The organism is Catalinimonas locisalis (genome assembly GCF_038039535.1).
Lineage (GTDB): Bacteria > Bacteroidota > Bacteroidia > Cytophagales > Cyclobacteriaceae > Catalinimonas.
The window spans coordinates 13,859-35,939 of record NZ_JBBPHP010000055.1 but is presented as its reverse complement, the minus strand read 5'-3'; the positions used below and the strand labels follow the sequence as shown (position 1 = coordinate 35,939).

Genomic DNA, 22,081 nt, shown 5'->3' with positions numbered 1-22,081 from the left:
TTTGAAGTGATCATGCTTAAATGGTTGATTAATAAAGAGTTACCAGTAGGTGTGTTGACTAATTTTCGGATGCGCCACCATAAAGTACAATAACTTTAATTATGTTAAACAAAAAGTAGAACTCTTCCTGCCAATTTTCTTTGACTAAGAAAATATTTTGGTGAGTTACCTTTTTTGGGTAACTTTTTATATATTGCGTTTGTAGTTATTGTTAGTAGGCATTATTTGTCGGTAAACATTTAACAGTCATGATCAACTTTATGAAAACACAAACATTGATTCAGCATGAGAATCATCAAGGAGAGTACGCTAAATCGTGCCATTGTTTATTACCACAGTCGTGGTATCAAGGAACATGTAGGTAGCTGGAAAGCTTTAATAAAAGGATCTAACTATCGTAACCCACAGGAGTTAAAACAACACTACAGGAATGCCAGTATTATCAATTCAAAGAGAGTGGTGTTTAATATCAAAGGCAATGAATTTCGCCTGATCGTAGATATCGAATACAGGTTCGGCATCATTTACGTGATTGACTTTTTAACTCATGAAGAATATGACAAAGTTGACGTAGAACAAATAACTTATGAGCAAAGCAAATTTTTTGAAAACTCAGCATGAATATAACCAGGCGTTAGCCCGTGTCTATGAGTTAATGCATGCTGATATAGATGTAGACAGTCCGGAGGCTGAAGAGCTGGACCGGTTGACTAGTGCCATTGAAACCTTTGAAGCAGAACACTATCCAGTAGAAGAACAAGCTGATCCGGTAGAGATCATTAAGTTTAGGATGGAACAGATGAATCTGAAGCAAAAGGATGTGGCTCCTATCTTTGGAGGTGTTACCAGGGTAAGTGAGTATTTGAATAAGAAGCGACCTCTTACCATGAAGATCATTTACAATCTTCATAAGTACTTGGATATACCTTACGATCTTCTGATTGAAGACAGGGACAAGTATGAGCTACCACCGCAGGCACAAAAGAAACTACAGAGGCTTACTCATGCTTAAGGGATGAACCGCCGAGACCTGAACAAACTCACCTTACTATGTCGTAAGGAGAAGATCAATTTCCACATTAAGAAAATAGTGAATGAAAACTACCGCTCATCGGCCCTTATGGCAGCAGTCCATTTTAACAAAAAAGGCAATCCTATTGATAGAATTGCCTTTGATATTCAGTAAATGAGACTTTATGATATTAAATCATTTAAGCGGTTCCTTCGAAAATAGAATCCATCTCGCATAGATCTGTTTCGATCTTCTCCATAGGAATTACCCGCAATATCAAAAAGGTTAAGTTGTTTAATATTTGTTCTCCTCTGTTGTACTTCATCACGAATGGTAATCTTTCTTATATTGGTCATAAAAATTTTCTTTTTGTGGTTATTAAAACTCTTTGTTACTTACATTAGAGTTTACGATAAAAACACCAATATGTTGCTTTTGTATTAAAAAATGATGTATATTATTGAATATCATTCAATATAAAAGCAAATTATTTGAATAAATATTAAATTGTGTTAATATTAGGTAAAGCATCACACCCCGATTACCAATTTTGCAGTTTACGTTCTCTAGATTAGGAAGAATGCAACACTATTGTTAGTAAAAAAAGTACTGAAATTTGGATGTTGCCTTTTATATTTAATTGTTTTGTATTTAACATAATTAAAGTTATTGTACTTTAATTAATACTATTTAATATTGTTTATATTATATGAGAGTGTGCTTGATAATATTATGGTACTATATAAATCCAAGATGGCGAACAGGCATTTTTCTTCGTACTCGTAATACATCAAAAGTACGATTATCATTACCTATTTTTCTAACATCAACAGAATAACATTCATTACTTGAAGTGACAATTCCTAAGGTCTCAACCTTATTAGGAGCAGCTATTAACGGTGGATGTGTTGCCATCCCTCTCGTTACTACATTGACATGGAAATCCTCATCATTATTACCTGAAAACGGCCTAAAGTATTTAATGAATTGATAACCTGCTTGATTCATCAAATTTTTGAATGCAGTCTTTGTATCTTGTGCAGGAACAGAAGAAGAAAATACATGTGCTACTCTTCTGTTACCAAAATACATATAAATTGCCATCAAGCATCCTTGAAAACCATTACTTACCACCATTTGATTGAATTGACAATAACAGATATTAGCTCCAGCAAATGGTATATAGGACATATGGTAAGGAATCAAATTTTCTTTAAACCTTGGCATTAACATGCTTGGCCTATTCCTGTTTATTAAAGTAGAAGTTTCGGTTTCTCTTTGTGGTGGAGTAATATACAGAGTCCCTTGGTGATCTGATCGGTTTTCAGGGCCATGTCCAGCAGGTAAGGCAGGAACAACTGGAGTGATATCAACAGTAAACGTTAAAGTTGCTCCAACTTTTAAGTTCTCAATCATAGGTTTATTGTGTGAAGATATATCATCCTTTATTAATCAAGTGCTACTTCTTTTGGCTTGAGCACCTCTTCAGCTTTAATTTTTTCATATCGTATTATAAAGTCCTAGAATTACTTAAAGGAGAATAATAAGCACGTATAGCTCTACCTTCCAGAACCCAAACAAGAATCAGGAGGTCTTCCAATCCTGGGCCTTATGAATTAAATCTAAGAGACAGTGCTATTTGGGGTGAGAAGGCGTTAATCATATCTAATAAGCTACCTCAGGATTGGTTAATAAATGGTGAGGTATTCATACATGTAATATAACAAATTTCTCCTCTATTGTATATCTATCAATAGTAACCTTTCCCAGCCACACAGTGTCTGACTCCACCCCGTGGATCTTCCATATCTCCCTGATAACGTGGTATGACATGGCAATGGAAATGAAACACTGTTTGCCCAGCTGCGGAACCACAGTTCATGCCTATGTTGTAGCCATCGGGTTGGTGTTCTTTTGCTATGAGTTGCTGGGCGGTTTTTATCATGTTAGGCAAAGCTTCTTTTTCTGACTCACTCAGATCAAAGAAATCCTTTCTTACAACTTTGCTGATGATTAAGAGATGACCAGGTGAAACGTGATATTGGTCCTTGATGATAAAGAAATATTCGTCTTGGGCTAGCCAATTTTCTTGAGAAATCTCTAAGAATACACTTTTATCCATTGTTCAGCTTGGTTATTAACTTTCTGTAGAAGGCATCCTGTTCAGCAGAATAGCCTTCCACACCTCCCCAATAATAAGCACCTAAAACACTTTTGACATTCTCATAATGTTTGGACAATGCCTTTCTCCTGCCTTTGGGTGTATTACCCAGTGTTATTTCTATTTTCTTCTTCCAAGGATGATTACTTCCCATGATATTTTCATTGCGCTTAATGAGTTTCTCCAGATAGTGATTGCCTACCAGCTTGTCAGACTTGCTCACATTACAATGGCTATGGGAAAGCACCAAATTCCAGACTTCATCGTGCTGTAACACCTGTCGGGGCAGCACGTGGTCAACATGTACATCATGACTTTCTATAGCCTCGCCACAGTAAAAGCAGACATTGCCTTGATAGCCTTGCAAAAAAGGTATGTTAGAAGTTAAATCCGTTCGTTGATATCCATTAAGCAAATAGATTTGCCTGATGTCATTAGAAAGCTGCCAATTCTCTTGGTATATGCTAAATGCTCCTTCTAATAGACTCCACCGGGCATTTAATTCGTCCAACAGGGTCGTATGATCAGCTTTGGCAATAGATAAGAGAGGATCTTTTAAAATAAGCCTTTTGCCAAAGTCAAATTCATAGAATCTCTCAGCTATCAGTGCCTTGTCTTTGCCGATGGTTTGAAATCTAGGGATCACATCATTGAAGCCACACCTACCCACGCGCTGCACTGCTTCTGTTTGGGTTAACCTAGCATTCTGGTATTCTCGCACAATTCTTTCCATCACCGTTTGTCTGGCAGGATTAGACTGTTGTGGAAGGGGATGCTGAACATCAAGTCGATCTAGATACTGTATGAAAAAAGCCTCAGACAGCTCATCCCAATCCAGGCTGGTCCTTTCTTGACTAGAGAGCTCCAACAAGGCTTTGCCTAAGGCTATTTTATAGGTAGCGTTATTCAGCCCGTATAAAATAATGGCTTTCCAGAAATCTATATCTTCAAATTCATTTCCCATTTGATAGGCATCACTTTATCCAATCATTACGCGTAGTATTGCCAAAGCGGTAATATAGTGTCATTGGCATAAACTTTCACATGGCACCCCATCTTTGTCTCCATCTAAACGGGTAAGCCCACAATGCTCAAGGTAGTATTTGGCTTCCTCACAACTTGTCATCTCTTTACAATAGCGTTTGGCACCACAATCATATGCCTTTGGCATTGTTTGGGTTGGTTTTTCAGCTTTCACACCCCCGTGTCTCCACTCCCAGGGAGGCACCTGTTGGGATTTAGGCAAGGCCCATAGTCCTTTTTGGCTTGCTTTGGCTTGTTCTTCAAGTGCGTAGAGATTTTTATCATTAGCATACTGCCGATACACCCAGGCTGCACCGGTGCGTACCATTTCAGCATTGACATCAATATCTTCTTGATATACTCTTGCCACGGTGCGGCCATAGCGGTCTACTTCCTCTTGCACTACTTTCACCTCTTTGCCAAATATCAAACTGGAGAGCACCTGCCGAGCTTTTTGTCCATAGGGTTGGGCCTTTTCAGGGGTATCAATTTGGGAGAGCCTAATCTTCTTTTGTGTCTTGTCTTCGGTGAGCAGGGTAAAAGTGTCTCCATCAGCAATAGCTACCACTTTACCGGTATAGACTTGGCACCACGCACTGTTCAGACATAATAGTAGTACAAATAAGTACACCAGCCCGCAATAAATTCTATACATACTCAAAAATAATATTTATACACGCTAATTTCTTAGTTTGCCAAAACGGTTAAAAACGGATTTCCAGCATTATTAGGGTCTTGTAAGTAATAGGGAGCTTGTTGCTGAAACTTAGCTAGTATTGCTTTTTGAGTTTGGCTTAGCTTTGATTTCGGGCGTGCTTTTTTTACTGCTACTGTATTGGGCTTTTTGGCTCCTTTGGCATTCACTTCTATGATATCACTCCACTGCGTGGTATACCTTTTAGATAATCTTTTTTGCACCGTGGCACCACTACTACCATCGCCCATAGCAGCGGATCGTACTGTAAACTTGCCTAATTTGCTATTGATCTCATCCATCACCTGCATTACTTTGCGCGTTCGGCTTCTATTGGCTTGATCATACATTCCGGTTTGCTGCTGTGTTTCCGGAACTATACCAGAGAGCATAATCCCTACCTTTTTATAATCGTAGCCTAAACGGTAAATATATTCTAGTGCGCGTAGCGCGTACTTGATGAGCTCAAAAGTATTGTTAGTAGGTACCGGGAGGGCTACTGATTGGCTATTACCGTATTGAGGCGCATCTTTTTTGAAAATATCGGTCCTGATGAATACCATAATCACATTGGCACAACTGTGCTGTTTTCTGAGCTTTTCTGCTGCCCGTGTGACAAACATGGCAATGGCTTCTTTGAGAATATCTAGTTTGCTGATAGGTGTCCTAAAAGAACGAGTGGCACTGATATTCTTCTTAGGCTTGCTTACCAACTCTAAAGGCATACAGCTAAAGCCTTTCAACTCAAGATAGAGCCGCTGGCCCACTACTGTCATTTCCTTTTTAATCCAGTTTTCAGGGGCCTTGGTAAACTGATAGGCATTAGCCACGCCTCTTGCTTTGAGCTTTTGAGCATACCTTCTGCCTATGCCCCACACATCATCAATTTCAGTTTGCTGCAATGCCTGGAGTATATCTTTTTCATGCTCCAATACATAGACTCCCGCTGCGTAGTGGTCCCGATTACTAGCCGCTTTGGCAAGCTTATTGGCTACTTTGGCAAGGGCTTTTGTGGGGGCCACCCCAATGGATACTGGAATACCTGTCCATTGTGCCACGGTAGCTCTCAGCTGTAAAGCCAAATCCTCCAGATTCTCATATAGATGCCTGTATCCGGAAAGATCCAGAAAAGACTCATCAATAGAATAGATCTCAACGTCCTGAATTAGTGAAGATAAGGCATTCATCACTCTTTTGGACATATCCCCGTAGAGTGGGTAGTTAGAGGAAAAGACTTTGATCCTATGCTGCTTGATCAGCTTTTCTACTTCATGCAAAGGAACACCCATTTTGATGCCTAAAGACTTGGCTTCTGCTGAACGAGCAATGATGCATCCATCATTGTTGGAAAGTACCACAACTGGATTTCGTTCCAGCCTGGGGTCAAACACCCTCTCACAAGAGGCATAGAAATTATTACAATCTACAAGGGCGAACATAGCTATGGGAAATAGATTGCAAAATGAAATGTATGGGCTTGAGATGCGGAGAGAAAGCAGTCAAGGCTAAGCTGCTATCTACTTTTTTACTGGTTATCATGGCATGTGGTTAGTTATTTCTAACCAAATATACTTATTTAGAGTGCATTTTGTTCTTATATAAAGAATATAATATGGCCAATAAGATGAATTTTCTCTAAATTGACTTATTGAAGGGGGGTATCCTTAAAAATATTCTCCCTATGGTATTTTAAATAGGATTTCTGATTTGCACGGAATGAATCTGAGGTATGAGTTGGCACCTTCCATTGTTCTATAATAGGTCTTACTTCTTCAGCAATTAACATTTCTCCTTCATCTGTAAAGCTTATCCAACCTTTATCAAATAAACGATCCACATGAGGACTCAACAATAATCCATTGTTACCATCTAATTTTTCTTCATCATCGGATACAGACCAAGGTTTGATATGACTTGCAATTAGAAGCCTTTCATCATTCACTCCTGTAACTCTACATTTCTTTTCTAACTTAATAACATTATTCCTAAACAACCCCTGCCCTACCCTAGCCTTGATGAGTTGCTGTTTTGTAGTTTCTGGTATTGATTTACTTTTTATTTTTTGCTCTTCTTCTTGTTCCTTAACTGTAGTTTGTAACTCAGTAAGGTTTCCTGAAATGTATCCATTATTTCTCTTGATCAGTGCTAAGAGACGGTTATATAGGTCTTCATTAATTGAGGCCAAATAACAACCTTGATTACCATCGCCATTTGCTTGAATTGGAGAATATTTTTGAGGTAAGAGTGGACTAAGTTCATCAATATAATTCTTAGGTTTAAGTGGGTCCTCAAGCTTGATCCAATTTACTTTCACCAAATAGCCATTTTCGTTCCATTGATCCCCGGTTGACCCAAACTCTACAGGCCTATCCGATTCTTTAAAACTTTCTTCAATTACTCCTACAGCTTTGATATGAGCGTTTGCAAAAGAAAAAATGATATCTCCTGCTTGGGTTAAGGTAAGGTTATTATATGTCTGATTAACTGATCCATTCTTATTCTTCTGAGGGGACCATATGTATCCTCCTTCAAACTCTTTTGTAAATGTCTGTTTATGATTTACCCACCAATAATTCATTTTTTATAATATGTATTCTGTAATTTTCACATGATACCTAAATTCCCATACGAACTTAAAGATAATACTATTCGGCTAGTTATAGCCCCATCAAAGATGCAACTTGTTGGAGTTCTTGACTTTTTAAGTGTTTTTTTAGTTGCTGAAGACTAGCTTCGTCTAATGTATTCTTAATCGTTGCTAACTCATCCTTGATTCCTTCTATAGGTGGCTTCTCACCAGTAGCTAACTGTCTTAACCAGTTTGCTACCGCAGGGGATACTACTGGAGCTATGGCAGTGATTAACATTAGCAGATCGAGTTGCTCAGACAGCTTTTTGACAGTGCCATGCATATTGATGACTTCTGCTTTTAGCTTTGATTCATGCTCATATTGTCTTTTCAGCAACTTTTCATACATATTACTGATAGAACTCACGGTCATTTCCTCAATGACCTTTAGTTGTTTTAGTAGGTCTGAATTTGAAGTAGCTTCTCTTTTCTTCTCCAAAGTACCCCCAACTCCATGTTTTCGCTCTCTACTGGCCATGGTACGACAGGAATCGCCACAGTATTTCTGTTTGAATCTTGTGGTAGGTTCAAACCATGTATCACAGTATTGACATAAATACTGTAATACACCATTTTGGTCATAGGTATATGCTGTTCCTGCTCTATTTACATGTATGTTGCTCATTATTGTTTTTTGCGTAAATCTACATTGATGTTCATCAACATTAATGAATAGTTTACGATCAATAATACATGAATAATGTTCTATCCTTTTTTGTAGAAGAGTTAACTTTTGAAATTTGGAAGGACAATCAAGTTTGCTCTTCGTATGAGCTTTACATGTAAATGAACATAAATCTAAATTATTTGACTTTGAGATGATTACTTTTTAGTAAACAGATCCACAATCTTGGCCAAGCTTACTTCTTTGGCCGCATAAACCGTAAATACTTCACTTGTATAAGGGGTGCCCCGATAGTCTACACCGAGCTTGATACCCGTAGTTCCCTCAATAATACGGGCCCGAATTATTGCATTAAGTTTTGTGGATTCTGTTGTACGTGTATAGCCCAAATTAGCATTAAACAGTACTTCTATTGCTGGGGTCAGATAATGGATGGTGCTGCCTAATCCGAAAAAAGCTTCAATCTGACTGCGTCTAAAATTTGGTAAAAAGCGCCGGTCCCCTCGATATGAATCTTCTGCTACCACCCGGGTCACAGAATCTACATAGTCAATGTTATACTTATGGGTAAATTCTCGTCGGATTAGTTCAAAGTAAATATTTCCATACAGCGAAAAGTTTTCAGATTTTAACTGTGTGTCATATACCGTGGTGAGGTAGAAGCCTAAATTATCAATTGTCACCTGTGATTGATTGATACGAATACCGCGTTCTTGATAGCGAACCATGGACATCCCATTCTCTTCAAAACGCTCTATTGTAACTTGATCAAATCGCATAGGGCGACTCAGCGAATCTATGTCAAATGAATCAATACTTACCGATCGATTTTGGTAAACGCCCACCTCAAATCCAATACGTTCGGTGACAGATGGCACGAAAACATAGACATCCCCATACAAATCTGTAGCACTCAGGTTCTCAAAAAAGTCAAAACTGGCACCAATGGAAAGGCGGTAAGGATTGTATTTATTCACATAGTCAATAACAATAGTGTGGTATTTCTTTTTATCATTTACATAATCTGCCCCATCTTCATCTACCAGTTCAAGGACAATAGACTGGCTTCCTTTTGCCAGTGGTTTACCCTTAATAACAATTTGGACATATTGCTGGTCCTTTTCTTTGAACAAAAGTCGGTCCTCCTTAAAGGAATAATCACTGGACGAGGCTGAGCCGATTGTAGTCGCTTTGACAATAACGTTAGCCTCACTTCCGTCCGGAAGGTCTTTATCCAGAACAACGGGAACATAATGTAGAGTACTATCCTTACCTAATTGCTCTACGATGGTACTTATTGATTTGGCAAAACCTATCTTTTGGGCAGAGGTGTAAGAAAATGGTAGTAACATACAGAGCCAGAGAAAAACTCCGCACCGGTAGATTGATAGTGGCATTTTTCGAGATTTATATAACAATCGACATTTTTGCAAATGGCAAGTTACAGGTGACTACCAATGGAGAAAATACCCATTAATAGGTATTTTAATGGCATATGAGATTTCCCTAAAATTGTTTTATTTATTCATACCCTGAGCATTGCCGATTAGCATTATACTGAAAAGTCATTTTGACTTGTAGAAAATTATATAATAAACCCTCCTTTTTTCAGTAATGATTAACTGTAAAAATTAACTGAATGTGAAATTAGCATGTCAAAAAATACTTTATCTCTCACCTATCTCCTACCCTTTTTTTGGCGCAACTTTTTTTTCAACAAAACATATAAGCTAAGAAGTAAGCCAGATGATTTGTATAATTCATCTTAACCGGAGAGTATGCCAATATTTCTATGGTAAATAGCAATACCTTCTCAAAAGGTTGCTTTTAAACTATTAAAAAATAAACAACATCGAAGATGTTTTAATATTTTAATCGAAACATCGATATTTTAGGTGGTCGTAAGTCATTGTATTTCAGTTCTTTATAACACTTAAAAGCAACCTTTTGAGTACTAAAAGCAACTTTTTGAGGGGTTTTGTTATAAGTCTTTATAAATCAGTCTGTTACACATGAGAAGCAACCTTTTGAGGAATATTATGACAACCTTTTGAGTACTTAAAAGCAACTTTTTGAGTACTAAAAGCAACTTTTTGAGGGTGAATGAAAATATTAATCTTGAATAACTTGTAAAACATTGATAATTAGCATTTTATGCTTAAAAGCAACCTTTTAGTGTGTGTGGAAACTTCCTTCAAAGCTGCGAAAAGCAACCTTTTGAGGGTAAATAACCGGAATACAGCGTTTTAACCCCCTTTAGAAAAGGTTATCATAATAAGAGCAACCTTTTGAGTACTAAAAGCAACCATGAAAATTATAAAGGTTGCTTTTCCTTTTAGGTAAGTTTATTTTGCATCAAACCTAACTGCTTGAAGATGCAGATATCTACTACACTTAGACCACCCAATGCCTTAATTGTAAAGAGTAATCATTTGGTGAATGCTGAATATCGGCTAACACCTCTCGAGATGAAGATTGTTTATCTTATGGCCATGCAGATAAAGCAAGGTGATGAAGATTTCAAAACCTATTACTTACGAATTAGTGATTTTAAGGATGATCTGGGGCTAAAGGATAATAAAGCCCTCTACTCTCGAATGGTAGATATCGTGAATCGGTTGATGCAGCGTGTCATAAAAATTGAAGATGAGAATGGAGATGTGGAGCAATTTCACTTCGTTACATACTCCAAGCATAAAAGTGCAAATGGTACAATCGCTATCCGTTTTGTACCTGAACTGAAACCACATTTTCTAGAATTAAAAGCTCAATTTACTTCGTTCTATGATACTAATGTTCTTTCTCTAAGAAGTTCATATAGCATGCGGATTTATGAGTTTTTAAAACAGTATGAGACTATTGGCAGACGTATAATGGAAGTAGACGAGCTAAAGAAAAAGCTTGAAATCCAAGATAAGTATCGCAGCTACAACATGTTTAAAAAGAAAGTTATCATGCAAGCTGAGAAAGACTTAAGAAAAAGCTGTGATATCTACTTTAGTTATAATGAAATTAAAGAAGGTAGAAAAATTAATGCGATAGAATTTCAAATCCATAGAAATCGTAAAACTGTTCCTTTTAAGTCTTCAATCCAACTGAAGGAAGAAAAAGAAAAGGAAGGAGTAAATTTTACTATCAAACAAATGCTCTCAGACATAGGAATAACTGATAAGCAGATCACAAAGTATGTGGATGAGCAAAAGAAAGACCCCTCCTATTTGAAAGCACTTGTTGAAGAGACAAAAACACGGTTTGAAGCAGGAAAGATAAAAAATGCAGCTGCATATTTAGTTACTCTAATTGAAGACAATGCACAACCAAAATCTGCTTATGAAAATAAGGTCAAGAAGAAGCGTAAAGAAGAAGGTGAAAAAAGGAGAGAAGTACTTTTGAAGAAAAAAGAACAGAAGATTTTCATAGAAAGGTTATTAGGTGAATTTAAAGATCATCGTGAAGGGCAAAAACAGAAAATATCAGATAACTTTACTGATAGGGACTGGATGGAATTTGAGTCATATGCTTTGTCTCTTCCCCAAATGTTTAGAAAAGATTTGATTGAGAATGGAAAGATTAATTATGATGCAGAAAATCTTGAACATATAAGAGATGTGTTTATAGGGACAAAAAAACTTCCTAATTTTGAAGAGACATTTGTGAAATGGGCTTATGAATCTTACGGAATTGCTCTAGAAACCGATAAAAATAGTTCAAGCCAATATGTAATGATAGCAAAGCAACCAAGCTTATTTGAGAAAGAAGAAATATAAACTAATGGCAGAAGTTATAGCAGTTTTAAATCGGAAAGGTGGTGTAGGAAAAACTACAACTACCATTAACCTTGGGAAGGCGCTTTCTCTGTTGGGTAAGCGAGTATTAGTGATTGACAATGATGCACAGGCAAACTTGACAGAAGGCCTTGGTGTTGAGGTTGGAGAGAATGAAAGAACGATTTATCACTGCTATAGTGAAGAAGCACCTTTGCCAATTATTGCAGTGGAAGACACTTTTCATATAGTTCCCTCCTCCTCTGCTTTAGATTCTATACAAAACGTATTAAATGAAGACTATAATCGTAACTATAAGTTAAAACAGGCTATTGAGCCTGTAAGTGGTGATTATGATTTTATTCTTATTGATTGCCCTCCTTCATTGGGAGTCTACACAGCTAACGCAGTAACCGCTGCTAGTTCTTATATTATTACTGCCCAGGCAGGAAGTTCATTTTCAAACAGTGGTGTTGCAGAAGTAAAGAACATGATTGATAATCAGGTGAAAAAAATTATTAATCAAAAAATTGAGTGTCTTGGGATATTAATTACTTTTTATAACCAAAACACTATCATAGGAACTGCTGTAGCGAGTGATCTTGAAGAGGCTTACAATGGGCAGGTATTCAAAACTAGGATACGACAACTTACTAAACTGATGGAAGCCCCGTACTTGAGGAAAGATATTTTTATGCATGCTCCTTCTTCTAGTGCAGCAGATGATTACCGCTCTTTGTCAGAAGAAGTGCTAAATCGTGTTAAGTAATTATGAGTAAATCCGTTGATAAGCTTAGAGCTGCTAGAAAGTCTACTGAAAAGAGGGTAAATACTGATGAAGTCTTCAAATCTAATTTTGAAAGACCTAGTGTTGAGAATATAGTGTTAGATGATAATTTACGCAGTTTTATACCCCCTTTGAAAGATGAAGAACTTAGTCTATTGGAAGATAGCATTCGTAAAGAAGGGGTAAGAGATGCGCTTTTAGTATGGAAAGATGATGAGAGTGGAAGGTATATACTTATTGATGGGTATAATCGTCATAGTATAATTTTGAAGCTTCAACAGGAAGGCTTAAATGTAAGATATAATATTAAGCCCTTAGAGTTTACAAGTTTTGAGGCGGTAAAAGATTGGATGATTATTAACCAACTTGGCCGAAGAAATTTAACTAATGAACAACGAAGCTACTTACGTGGATTAAGATACAATAGGGAAAAAGACAGACATGGTGGAGATAGAAAATCAAGTGATCAAAATGATCACTTGAAGACAAGTGATAAACTTGCAGAAGAATACAAAGTAGGACCTGCCACTATAAGAAGAGATGCTGAATTTGCAAGCGGGTTGGAGAAGGTTGGTTTTGCGAATCCTATTTTGAAGCAATCTATACTCGCAGGAAGCATAAAAATAAAAAAATCTTTGCTTCAAAAACTCGGTAAGTTTCCCCTAGAAACACGAAATATTAGAATAGATGATGCATCGGATGTAGTAAAACTTATACAAGAAAAAGGAAGTAAGCGAAAGAAAGAGAAACGCCCAGCTGATGTATTCAATGAGTCACGTGATAAAATAATAACTCTCCTTAGGAAAAAGTCTATTAAAAGTAAGGCAAAGGATATTCAGCAAATACGTGTGATGTTGGATAAACTAGAGCAAATGTTGAAATAACAATTTTCCAAAAGCATTGACTTAATTCATATCAGCTTTTAAGTATCAAATATTAAAGGCAACGTTGTCTATGGTTGCCTAAAAATTATGGCAAATAATGAAAAGTATATAAACCCATTTACAGATTTTGGATTTAAAAAGCTGTTTGGGACAGAATTCAATAAAGAGTTGTTGATAGACTTTCTTAACCAGGTCCTCTCTGATAAGGAACAGATAAAGGATCTGACCTATTTGAATACAGAAAATCTAGGCAACACTGAGACAGATAGGAAAGCCATCTTTGATTTGTACTGTGAGAATGAAAAAGGAGAGAAGTTCATCATCGAGCTACAGAATGTTAAGCAGCTGTATTTTAAAGATAGAAGTATCTTCTACTCAACTTTCCCTATTCAAAGTCAGGCTCCCAAAGGCAAGGATTGGGATTATTATTTGAAAGCAGTTTATACTGTGGGCATCCTCAATTTTAGTTTTCCAGACCAAAGCCAGAAGGAGCGATATTTAAGAGAGATTCAACTGCTAGATAAGTATACTCATGAAGTATTTTATGCAAAGTTGACATTTATCTACCTGGAAATGCCTAAATTCCGTAAGGAAGAAGAAGAATTGGAGAGCCACTTTGACAAGTGGATGTATGTATTGAAGAATCTGCATCGTTTGCAGTCAATCCCCGTTAAATTACAGGAAAGGATATTTAAAAAACTGTTCAGTGAAGCAGAAATAGCGAAATTAAAGCCAGAAGAGATGAAAGCATACGAAGAAAGTTTAAAGACCTATAGAGACAACTACAGTATTATTGAGACTGCTAAGAAAGAAAGAGATATTGAAATTGCTAAACGTCTAAAACAAAAAGGAGTAGATCTTCAAATTATATCAGAGACTACAGGTTTGACTAAAGAAGAAATAGAAAAATTGTAGTTCTGTTTTTTACAGGCATCTATGTCTTAAAATCGCAGGCAAAAAAGACCTTCAAAACGTTAACATTAATTAAATTTAATGCATTCAGGGTAAGGTAGAGGTGGCTAACATATAAGCGAATTATTTAATATATATTCACTGCCATGGCTAATCCTAATTACAGTAAGGTTCAGCAACCTCATATTAATGTGATTGCCTCTGAAAGGAAGGTGCAAAAAATAACTTTGTCTTGCCTTTCAATAGAAGTGCAATCTGACATACCTTTTGACTTATGCTTTCCAAATATAGGTTTTATCACATTAAATTTTTTGAATGGAGAAAATCTAATGATAAAAGTTGATCATTATCAATCTGAAGAAACCAATGGTTCTCCCATTTATATAAATGGCTTATTATCAAAAAAGCCTAGTAAGGCAAATTTTTGTGGAAAGGGAAATTTGAATATTGCCAAGATCCATCCTGTAGTTGGCTATCATTTCTTAAAAGAAAATATGACTGAAGTTACAAATCAACATTTGCTTTTGAGGGAGGTACTTGCCAATAAAAGTAATTTTGTGAGAAGCCTAAGAAAGGAGGAAAAGAACAGAACCTTTGATGGTAAGTGGATGGATGAATTATTTATGCATAATCTATCGGATTGGAATATTGTAAAGCAAGACAGAATTTATCATGTGGTAAATAGAATAATTAAATCAAGGGGTAAGGTAAAAATATCTCAATTAGCTGATGAGTTTTGTATGAGTGAACGGTCTTTAAACCGCCAGTTCTTAATGAAGGTGGGTATATCTCCTAAAGCCTATGCAAAAATATGGAGATGGCAACATGTATCTGAAATACTCAATCAGAGTCCATCAGTAAATTTAAATGATATAGCATATTTGGCTGGCTATTATGACATACCTCACTTACTACATGATTTTCAGGAAAGATTTAATGTTACCCCTTATCAATTTCAAGAGCTAATAACATATTTAATAGACGATTATTTAGACAATTAAAATTGTCTGATTTTTACAGTGATTTCAGCTTTCAAAAGGATAAATTGGTATTGTTGAAGATGACGATGTTAACCTTTTCCTTAACCAAACATTCTGCACATAATTAATTACAATTACACCTCAACAAATGCATAGTTAAATATTATTTAGTTTAAGAATTTAGTAATCATGGGTTAGCCATACAGGCAAAAGTTAGGGATTAGTTTGCTCAATATTTGAAATGAAAGCTTTTCATACAAACTCACTAAAAAGTTATATCTATGAATGGCCAGTTGATCCACTATCTTGTAAAGCTTTCCATTACTTGTTTACCCATTGCAAGTTTGTCAATGTTTTCTCTTCCTACCATTGGACTACAACTACAACAAGTAAATAACACTCCAAAAAAGGAAATTAACTTCCCAGTTGGGCAGCAAATTTTTGCTGCTTCCTGTGCAGGATGCCATGCCGATTCGCTCCAGTCAACCGCTCCAAAACTTTCTTTGTTACGGCAAATGAACACCAGAGCCATTTATGAATCATTAAAAACAGGGAAAATGTTCATACAAGCAGCAGCTTTAAGCGATGAGCAACGTAAAGCTGTGGCAGAATGGATTAATGGCCAGCCTTTAGAAGAAACTGTCTTACCCTCTTCAGCATACACTTCATTTTCTTTGCCCGAAAATGTGAAAGTATATTCAGGCTGGGGAGGCAATAAGGAGGGTACAGGTTTTATTCCAGGCAGTAAAGCAGGCATTACTCCTGAAAATGTGAAAACGCTGCAAGTCAAATGGGTGTTTGCTTTTCCACAAGTTTTGCAGATGAGAAATAAGCCTGCCATTGTAGGAGAATGGCTACTGATAGGTTCTCAGTTTGGAGATGTGTTTGCCATCCATCAGAAAACAGGAAAAATAGGTTGGCATTTTACAGCAGATGCTACCATCCGGGGTTCTATTTTCGTAGCACAACTATCTCAGGGCCTAAGAGCTTATTTTGCAGATTTCTCTACCAATGTATATGCACTTGATGTAGCCACTGGTAAGTTGATATGGAAAAAAAGAGTAGGGCAACACCCTCAATCTTCTGTCACTGGTTCAGTGGCTGTTTATGCAGACAAGGTCATTGTGCCTCTTTCCTCCTTAGAAGTATTTTCTTCCAAGGATTCCACCTATGCCTGCTGCACATCTTCGGGTGAAGTAGTGGCGCTGGATGCTGTATTGGGAGAAGAAAAATGGCGTCACAGGGTTGTAGATGAACAAGCAAGAGTAAGCGGTACTAAGAGGAATGGAGATCCATTCTATGGACCTTCAGGAGCTCCTGTCTGGTGCAGTCCTACTATTGATACGCTACGAAATAGAGTTTACATTGGAACAGGTGAGAACTATACCGCACCGGCCACAACCACCAGTGATGCTGTTCAGGCCCTAGATCTGAATACTGGTAAACTAATATGGACTTTCCAAGCCACATCACAAGATACTTGGAATACATCCTGTCCTGGCCAGCCTAACTGTCCTGATAATGTTGGTCCAGACTTGGACTTTGGCATGGCTCCGCTGCTGATCCGACCACAAAATGGAAAAGATATGTTGGTTGCGGGGCAGAAGTCGGGTGTTGTGCATGCTTTGGATGCCGCTACCGGTCAGGTACTGTGGCAAACCCGCATCGGTAAAGGAGGTGTATTGGGAGGCGTACATTGGGGTATGGCTACCGATGGCACCTATCTTTATGCAGCCAACAATGACCGTACTGATGTTATTGACAAAAGGGACAGTACGCTAAGGCCTAGTCCCGGTTTGTATGCGCTGGAAGTGGCAACCGGTAAAGTTCTTTGGCAACAGCCAACCCCCTATCATGAAAGTCCTCCGCTTTGGGGCAATTCAGCTGCTCCACTGCTGGTGCCGGGGGTGGTGTTTGCCGGTAGCCTAGACGGAAATGTACGTGCTTACGACGCGATTAAAGGAGATATCCTCTGGGAATTTAATACTGCACAAGAGTTTACTACTGTCAATGGCGTTACAGGTAAGGGTGGCACCATAGATGGCCCTTCACCAGTGGCCTGGGACGGTATGCTCTTCGTCAATTCTGGTTATGGTTTTTTGGGGGAAGCTGGTGGCAATGTACTGATTGCTTTTGAAATAGAGAAAAAATAACTCCAGTGACTTTCCAGTCCTTTATGCCCGATTAGAAGATTAATTCATTTGGCTGTAAACATAATTTAATTGAGAATTTGTACTGCTGTCATCTTCATTGTTCAGAACTGCCTATGCGTTTTCTGTAAAAATTACTCCCTTATTAAGTGACCTAGTCTTACTAAATATCAAGGGATTATGAGTAAAAATAATAAGCATTCGTCATCAGGGTAAGCTTAAGTGTTTTTTAATGTTGTTCTTCTTAATCCAATTTGACAAAGTGGCTTCTGTAACCTTGTAGCGATTCGCAATAAACTTTTGGGTAGAGCCATTTGATAGTAAAGCTTCGATTTCAGGACGGTAGACATCCAGTTTACTTTTTCCAGGCCCTTTGGGTCTGCCTAGTTTTACACCAGCCAGTTTTTTGGCTTTCAGAGACTCGCGGGTACGCTTGCTGATCAAGTCTCTTTCAATCTCGGAAGCCATAGAAAAGACCATGGCCATCACTTTACTCTGAATAGAATTGTCCAGTTGCCAGTTACCCTTAACTGTATAAATCTTGATTCCTTTTTGCATTGCAATAGATATGATCTCCATACATTCCAGCATGCTACGACCTAAGCGAGAAAATTCACTTAGTAGAATCACGTCTCCTTTTTTAAGTTCTTCAATGAGTTGACCAATCATTCTCTGCTTCCAAGAGATTTTTCCGGAAACCTTCTCCTGCATAAATTCTACCTTTCCTAAATTTTTCTCATTGGCCAGGTGAAGGATATCAGCTTTGTTTTTTTCCAGGTCCTGATCAATGGTAGAGACACGAAGATAGGCGACAGTTCGTTGGGCAACTTTTTTACTCATTTCTTGGTAATTAGAAGAAAACCTAAATATTAATATTTATTTATAATAATAAACACTTTAAAGCTAGTGATTTTCATCAAATTATCATTACCGTATAAAGGAGGGTTTTTTCTATAATGTCCTTCAAGTCAATTTGACAGCATTGGAAATTAATATTTTAGCTACCCTGAACTTCAGGGGAATGAAAAGTCATGATCCTATCTACCTTTTAGCATTGTGAATGCTGAACCGGGTTTTAGCACTTTTTGGTAAAAAAAGTTGCCAAACCTACTGCCAAAGAAAAAAGGGTAGAGTAGGAGGGGAGAATTTACAAACAAAGAGGGGCTTCATAATACAGAGGAAAGACTTGCGCGAACTTGTTTGCAGAATAGCGCACAGTTTGCGCTCAAAAGTGCGAGCTTTGAATAAAAAAGCCAACTATGCTCAATACGAAGGTATCGGGCGGATTAGGAGAGAAGGTGATTGAAAGGGAAATTTTCCACTTAGAATAAGTCAACAAAAATGAACTGTAAATTAGGTACATCAACTACCAACTTTTACAAAAGGAGCGTACATTTTTCTAAAAATTTACAAAGTATATTTCTCATCAAAGTACACAATTAACGATATTATTACACTCTGCTTTCCATCTTTCTTCTTTATAGAAAGAAAGCATTCCTTCTCCTATTTTGCGGGTTGTTTCAGTAAAGGTTTATAACGCGTGGAATTCGTAAGAATCAATCAATTACTATCGGACTTAAAAGGGGTAAGCATAGCTTGCGTACTACTTTGTACATCACAATTATTGCTAGCACAAAAACCGGTACAAATTCAAAAGATAACACCGGTTGATTTATCAGCTTATGAGTTCTTTGGTACATCCATGAGTTTTGGTAAAAATTTTGGGGTTGTGGCAGCTTATCAAGATAATGACAAAGGTAGTGATGCTGGCGCCGCCTATGTGTATGCTAGAAGTGGTGACTATTGGGTTCAGCATACAAAATTATATGCATCAGATGCTGAATCACGCGATTTTTTCGGTCATTCAGTTTACATTCAGGATGACTATATACTAGTTGGTGCCGCAGGAGATGATGGAAATGAAGAAGCTGCCGGATCGGTATATGTATTTCATTATGATGGTGAAAACTGGATAGAAGAAGCTAGGCTTACTACATCGGATGGGCAAACTGACGATTTGTTTGGGCAAACCATCAGTATGTATGGACAATATGCTATCATAAGCTCCAAAGGTGATGATGATCACGGCTCTTTTTCAGGAGCAGCTTATATTTTTCACTATGATGGTAACAATTGGGTAGAACAAGCCAAGCTCACTGCTTCCGATGCTGAAGAAAATGACATTTTTGGTAATGCGGTAGCTATTTATAAGGATCAGGCGTTTGTAGGAGCATATTATGAAAATGGTAGGGCGGGAGCAGTTTATGTATATACAAAAATTGGAAACCAATGGGTTGAACAACAAAAGCTGACTAATATGGACAATCAACTTTTTACTTTATTTGGTAAATCAATTAGTGTCAATAACGATTTTATGGTTATTGGGGCGCCAGGTGAAAGTACTAACGGTAGAAGTGCCGGGGCAGTCTATACCTATACTCTAGATAACAATCTCTGGAAACCTCAAGGGAAACTATTAGCTTCCGATGGAGAAGAATTAGATCATTTTGGAAATTCAGTCCATATTAGTGGAAATAATGCAATTGTGGGATCTTATGCTGATGATGATCTAGGTAATGAATCGGGAGCTGCTTATGTTTTTCAGTATAATGGAACTAATTGGTTTGAGAGAACTAAAATATTACCTGAAGATGGAGAACCAAGAGACAATTTTGGAGATGAGGTATATATTGAGGATGGTTATGTTTTGGTTAGTTCATATCTAAAGGGTAGCGAAGAGAAGGAGTACGTCGGTGCTGTCTATCATTTTAGTTTTACGGGTATTCCACCCACTGGAGAATGCGATTTCTTAAATACCAGCTTGGATTTGGGATCTCCTGATACTCTTATCTGCAAACAAAAATCAATAATACTAGATGCTAACGTGTCATTTGCTCAATATCGCTGGAATACTGGTAGTACCTCTTCCCAAATTCAGGTAACCAAATCAGGGAAGTATTGGGTAGAAGTTCGTCAAAATGGTTGTGTTGCCAGAGATACTATAAATATTGAATTTCTCAAGGTCGATTTAGGAGAAGATATCTTTTCTTGTCAACCGATAGATCATACATTGGCTATTGACAACGACCAGGTAGATGTTCTATGGAGTACCGGTCAAACAGCTCACCAAATCCATATCACTGAGCCAGGTACCTATTGGGTGGAAGTGACGTCGGAAGATTGCATAATACGTGATAGTATTCGTATCGAGCAATTCACTCCTCCTAGTTTAGGCCCAGATACTATTATATGTGGGCAAAGCAATCATATATTGAAAGTAGAAGGTATCAAAGGAAGTATTTTATGGAATACAGGTGAGACTACCCAGCAGATAAGCATATTGGAGTCTGGAAAATATTGGGTGCAAGCGAGACGAGAAAGCTGCGTAGCAACAGATAGCGTCCAGGTAAAAATGATCGAAGAACCTACCCTTCCAAAGAATATCGATACATTGATCTGTCAGGGCAAAACTCTGTTATGGTCATCCGAGCTTGACAATTACAATTACTATTGGAATGATGGAGGTTCATCTAAGCAAAGGGTATTTGACTCTGCTGGGACCTATTCGGTGACTATGGAAAATGAATGTTATACTATGAAACAAACTATAGCCATTGAAACCGAAGATTGTAGTTGTGCACTTACTCTTCCTAATGTCTTTACTCCCAACGCCGACGGAAGTAATGATCTTTTCACACCCATTCTTTACCGTAGTATAAATGATGCTACGTTGTACATCTATAATCGTTGGGGCAAACTGATATACAGAAACGAAGATTCTATTAATTGGAATGGAAGTGTAAATGATAAAGAAGCTCCAGCGGGCAACTATTACTGGATTGTAAGTTACAGCTGTGCCGAAACAGATCTAGGCGAGCAAAAGCAAATGAAAGGTTGGCTCACGCTTATGAGATAAGAAGTCACAAGTAAAACTATAGTTGCTTATCTATTATGTATGAAAAAGGGACCTTTTTAGGAGAGGGCAGGTCATATACCCCTTACCATAGTAAGTACAATCACATTGAACGGGTATGGGCTGCTTTAGAAAACTACCGGAAGGGCACTTTGCTCACTTCAGAAGACATGGTGATTAACACCATCCATAACATCACCTGGAGAAAGGTCACCCCGCTGGTGGACTTCATAGATAAAGTTTACCAAAAAGGTATCAAACTCACGCAACAGCAAATGCAACGGCCAGAACAATACGCTGACCGAAACCTTCTGCTACCCAAATGGGATGTCTGGATCAGACCTTCTTACTATATGGGTAGATTATTTCGTTCAATGACGCCTAAACCTAACTCTTGTAAACTTTTCTTCTACAAAATCAGCGATTCATTTTGTGGTTTTCCAATAAGAAAAATAGAAAACTCATATTCTTCAAAAAGAGCTGGCTGTTTTTGGTAATATGATCATTTTTTACAAACAACTCCCAGATAATTAGCATATCCACTATC

The 22,081-nt window shown here is 37.6% G+C and carries 20 protein-coding genes; 11 read left to right on the top strand and 9 right to left on the bottom strand.

Annotation, left to right across the window (positions count from 1 at the left end; all coding sequences use genetic code 11):
* Nucleotides 1–285: 285 nt before the first annotated feature.
* The 3 genes from WJR50_RS31090 to WJR50_RS31080 are packed head-to-tail and all read left to right on the top strand — an operon-like array spanning nucleotide 286 to nucleotide 1,186.
* Complete coding sequence (locus WJR50_RS31090) at nucleotides 286–621, top strand: type II toxin-antitoxin system HigB family toxin (protein WP_341297237.1); 336 nt, start codon at nucleotides 286–288, stop codon at nucleotides 619–621.
* Nucleotides 605–1,012 carry a helix-turn-helix domain-containing protein gene (locus WJR50_RS31085; protein WP_341297236.1) on the top strand — a complete coding sequence of 136 codons (408 nt, stop codon included), beginning with the start codon at nucleotides 605–607 and terminating at the stop codon, nucleotides 1,010–1,012. Before WJR50_RS31090 ends, WJR50_RS31085 begins: the two co-directional genes overlap by 17 nt.
* A 3-nt stretch (nucleotides 1,013–1,015) precedes the next feature.
* Nucleotides 1,016–1,186: a hypothetical protein gene (locus WJR50_RS31080; protein ID WP_341297235.1), complete on the top strand. Its 171-nt coding sequence runs from the start codon at nucleotides 1,016–1,018 to the stop codon at nucleotides 1,184–1,186.
* Between the two features lie 564 nt (nucleotides 1,187–1,750).
* On the opposite strand, the gene WJR50_RS31075 is transcribed toward WJR50_RS31080, so the two are convergent.
* The 8 genes from WJR50_RS31075 to WJR50_RS31040 form a co-directional block, all read right to left on the bottom strand.
* Nucleotides 1,751–2,428 carry a hypothetical protein gene (locus WJR50_RS31075; RefSeq protein WP_341297234.1) on the bottom strand — a complete coding sequence of 226 codons (678 nt, stop codon included), beginning with the start codon at nucleotides 2,426–2,428 and terminating at the stop codon, nucleotides 1,751–1,753.
* A 334-nt stretch (nucleotides 2,429–2,762) separates the two neighbouring features.
* The gene (locus WJR50_RS31070; protein ID WP_341297233.1) at nucleotides 2,763–3,134 is read right to left on the bottom strand and encodes an HIT family protein; all 372 of its coding nucleotides are present in this window, start codon (nucleotides 3,132–3,134) and stop codon (nucleotides 2,763–2,765) included.
* Complete coding sequence (locus tag WJR50_RS31065) at nucleotides 3,127–4,137, bottom strand: HNH endonuclease (RefSeq protein WP_341297232.1); 1,011 nt, start codon at nucleotides 4,135–4,137, stop codon at nucleotides 3,127–3,129. Before WJR50_RS31065 ends, WJR50_RS31070 begins: the two co-directional genes overlap by 8 nt.
* A gap of 60 nt (nucleotides 4,138–4,197) precedes the next feature.
* Complete coding sequence (locus tag WJR50_RS31060) at nucleotides 4,198–4,851, bottom strand: thermonuclease family protein (RefSeq protein ID WP_341297231.1); 654 nt, start codon at nucleotides 4,849–4,851, stop codon at nucleotides 4,198–4,200.
* Between the two features lie 32 nt (nucleotides 4,852–4,883).
* Complete coding sequence (locus WJR50_RS31055) at nucleotides 4,884–6,329, bottom strand: Y-family DNA polymerase (protein ID WP_341297230.1); 1,446 nt, start codon at nucleotides 6,327–6,329, stop codon at nucleotides 4,884–4,886.
* A gap of 206 nt (nucleotides 6,330–6,535) precedes the next feature.
* Nucleotides 6,536–7,468 (bottom strand): HNH endonuclease, encoded by a 933-nt coding sequence (locus WJR50_RS31050; protein WP_341297229.1) that lies wholly within the window; start codon nucleotides 7,466–7,468, stop codon nucleotides 6,536–6,538.
* Nucleotides 7,469–7,547: 79 nt separating this feature from the next.
* On the bottom strand, nucleotides 7,548–8,144 hold the full coding sequence (locus WJR50_RS31045; protein WP_341297228.1) for a hypothetical protein: 597 nt from the start codon (nucleotides 8,142–8,144) through the stop codon (nucleotides 7,548–7,550).
* 197 nt (nucleotides 8,145–8,341) lie between these two features.
* On the bottom strand, nucleotides 8,342–9,496 hold the full coding sequence (locus WJR50_RS31040) for a hypothetical protein (RefSeq protein ID WP_341297227.1): 1,155 nt from the start codon (nucleotides 9,494–9,496) through the stop codon (nucleotides 8,342–8,344).
* 1,023 nt (nucleotides 9,497–10,519) lie between these two features.
* Between WJR50_RS31040 and WJR50_RS31035 the strand changes: the two genes are divergently transcribed.
* The 6 genes from WJR50_RS31035 to WJR50_RS31010 all read left to right on the top strand — a co-directional run bounded on the left by WJR50_RS31035 (nucleotide 10,520) and on the right by WJR50_RS31010 (nucleotide 17,624).
* The gene (locus WJR50_RS31035; RefSeq protein WP_341297226.1) at nucleotides 10,520–11,911 is read left to right on the top strand and encodes a replication initiation protein; all 1,392 of its coding nucleotides are present in this window, start codon (nucleotides 10,520–10,522) and stop codon (nucleotides 11,909–11,911) included.
* Nucleotides 11,892–12,677 (top strand): ParA family protein, encoded by a 786-nt coding sequence (locus tag WJR50_RS31030; RefSeq protein WP_341297225.1) that lies wholly within the window; start codon nucleotides 11,892–11,894, stop codon nucleotides 12,675–12,677. Before WJR50_RS31035 ends, WJR50_RS31030 begins: the two co-directional genes overlap by 20 nt.
* A 2-nt stretch (nucleotides 12,678–12,679) precedes the next feature.
* Entirely contained in the window at nucleotides 12,680–13,579 is a 900-nt protein-coding gene (locus tag WJR50_RS31025; protein WP_341297224.1) for a hypothetical protein, read from the top strand.
* 87 nt (nucleotides 13,580–13,666) lie between these two features.
* Nucleotides 13,667–14,494, top strand: coding sequence for an Rpn family recombination-promoting nuclease/putative transposase (locus tag WJR50_RS31020; protein ID WP_341297223.1), 828 nt, complete (start codon nucleotides 13,667–13,669; stop codon nucleotides 14,492–14,494).
* Between the two features lie 143 nt (nucleotides 14,495–14,637).
* Nucleotides 14,638–15,492 carry a helix-turn-helix domain-containing protein gene (locus WJR50_RS31015; protein WP_341297222.1) on the top strand — a complete coding sequence of 285 codons (855 nt, stop codon included), beginning with the start codon at nucleotides 14,638–14,640 and terminating at the stop codon, nucleotides 15,490–15,492.
* Nucleotides 15,493–15,752: 260 nt separating this feature from the next.
* Nucleotides 15,753–17,624 carry an outer membrane protein assembly factor BamB family protein gene (locus tag WJR50_RS31010; protein ID WP_341297221.1) on the top strand — a complete coding sequence of 624 codons (1,872 nt, stop codon included), beginning with the start codon at nucleotides 15,753–15,755 and terminating at the stop codon, nucleotides 17,622–17,624.
* A 204-nt stretch (nucleotides 17,625–17,828) separates the two neighbouring features.
* Here WJR50_RS31010 and WJR50_RS31005 read toward each other — a convergent pair whose 3' ends face one another.
* The gene (locus WJR50_RS31005) at nucleotides 17,829–18,461 is read right to left on the bottom strand and encodes a recombinase family protein (protein ID WP_341297220.1); all 633 of its coding nucleotides are present in this window, start codon (nucleotides 18,459–18,461) and stop codon (nucleotides 17,829–17,831) included.
* Between the two features lie 700 nt (nucleotides 18,462–19,161).
* On the opposite strand from WJR50_RS31005, the gene WJR50_RS31000 reads away from it, so the two are divergent.
* Both WJR50_RS31000 and WJR50_RS30995 read left to right on the top strand, forming a co-directional pair.
* Nucleotides 19,162–21,537, top strand: coding sequence for a T9SS type B sorting domain-containing protein (locus WJR50_RS31000; RefSeq protein WP_341297219.1), 2,376 nt, complete (start codon nucleotides 19,162–19,164; stop codon nucleotides 21,535–21,537).
* A 35-nt stretch (nucleotides 21,538–21,572) separates the two neighbouring features.
* Nucleotides 21,573–22,031 (top strand): ISAzo13-like element transposase-related protein, encoded by a 459-nt coding sequence (locus WJR50_RS30995; protein WP_341297218.1) that lies wholly within the window; start codon nucleotides 21,573–21,575, stop codon nucleotides 22,029–22,031.
* The last annotated feature ends 50 nt before the right edge of the window (nucleotides 22,032–22,081 follow it).

Excerpts from the sequence above, each read along its gene's own strand:
- WJR50_RS31090 (WP_341297237.1), top strand. The coding sequence starts at position 286 with ATGAGAATCATCAAGGAGAGTACGCTAAATCGTGCCATTGTTTATTAC.
- WJR50_RS31080 (WP_341297235.1), top strand. The coding sequence starts at position 1,016 with ATGAACCGCCGAGACCTGAACAAACTCACCTTACTATGTCGTAAGGAG.
- WJR50_RS31075 (WP_341297234.1), bottom strand. The coding sequence starts at position 2,428 with ATGATTGAGAACTTAAAAGTTGGAGCAACTTTAACGTTTACTGTTGAT.
- WJR50_RS31070 (WP_341297233.1), bottom strand. The coding sequence starts at position 3,134 with ATGGATAAAAGTGTATTCTTAGAGATTTCTCAAGAAAATTGGCTAGCC.
- WJR50_RS31065 (WP_341297232.1), bottom strand. The coding sequence starts at position 4,137 with ATGGGAAATGAATTTGAAGATATAGATTTCTGGAAAGCCATTATTTTA.
- WJR50_RS31060 (WP_341297231.1), bottom strand. The coding sequence starts at position 4,851 with ATGTATAGAATTTATTGCGGGCTGGTGTACTTATTTGTACTACTATTA.
- WJR50_RS31055 (WP_341297230.1), bottom strand. The coding sequence starts at position 6,329 with ATGTTCGCCCTTGTAGATTGTAATAATTTCTATGCCTCTTGTGAGAGG.
- WJR50_RS31050 (WP_341297229.1), bottom strand. The coding sequence starts at position 7,468 with ATGAATTATTGGTGGGTAAATCATAAACAGACATTTACAAAAGAGTTT.
- WJR50_RS31045 (WP_341297228.1), bottom strand. The coding sequence starts at position 8,144 with ATGAGCAACATACATGTAAATAGAGCAGGAACAGCATATACCTATGAC.
- WJR50_RS31040 (WP_341297227.1), bottom strand. The coding sequence starts at position 9,496 with ATGTTACTACCATTTTCTTACACCTCTGCCCAAAAGATAGGTTTTGCC.
- WJR50_RS31035 (WP_341297226.1), top strand. The coding sequence starts at position 10,520 with ATGCAGATATCTACTACACTTAGACCACCCAATGCCTTAATTGTAAAG.
- WJR50_RS31025 (WP_341297224.1), top strand. The coding sequence starts at position 12,680 with ATGAGTAAATCCGTTGATAAGCTTAGAGCTGCTAGAAAGTCTACTGAA.
- WJR50_RS31020 (WP_341297223.1), top strand. The coding sequence starts at position 13,667 with ATGGCAAATAATGAAAAGTATATAAACCCATTTACAGATTTTGGATTT.
- WJR50_RS31015 (WP_341297222.1), top strand. The coding sequence starts at position 14,638 with ATGGCTAATCCTAATTACAGTAAGGTTCAGCAACCTCATATTAATGTG.
- WJR50_RS31010 (WP_341297221.1), top strand. The coding sequence starts at position 15,753 with ATGAATGGCCAGTTGATCCACTATCTTGTAAAGCTTTCCATTACTTGT.
- WJR50_RS31005 (WP_341297220.1), bottom strand. The coding sequence starts at position 18,461 with ATGAGTAAAAAAGTTGCCCAACGAACTGTCGCCTATCTTCGTGTCTCT.
- WJR50_RS30995 (WP_341297218.1), top strand. The coding sequence starts at position 21,573 with ATGTATGAAAAAGGGACCTTTTTAGGAGAGGGCAGGTCATATACCCCT.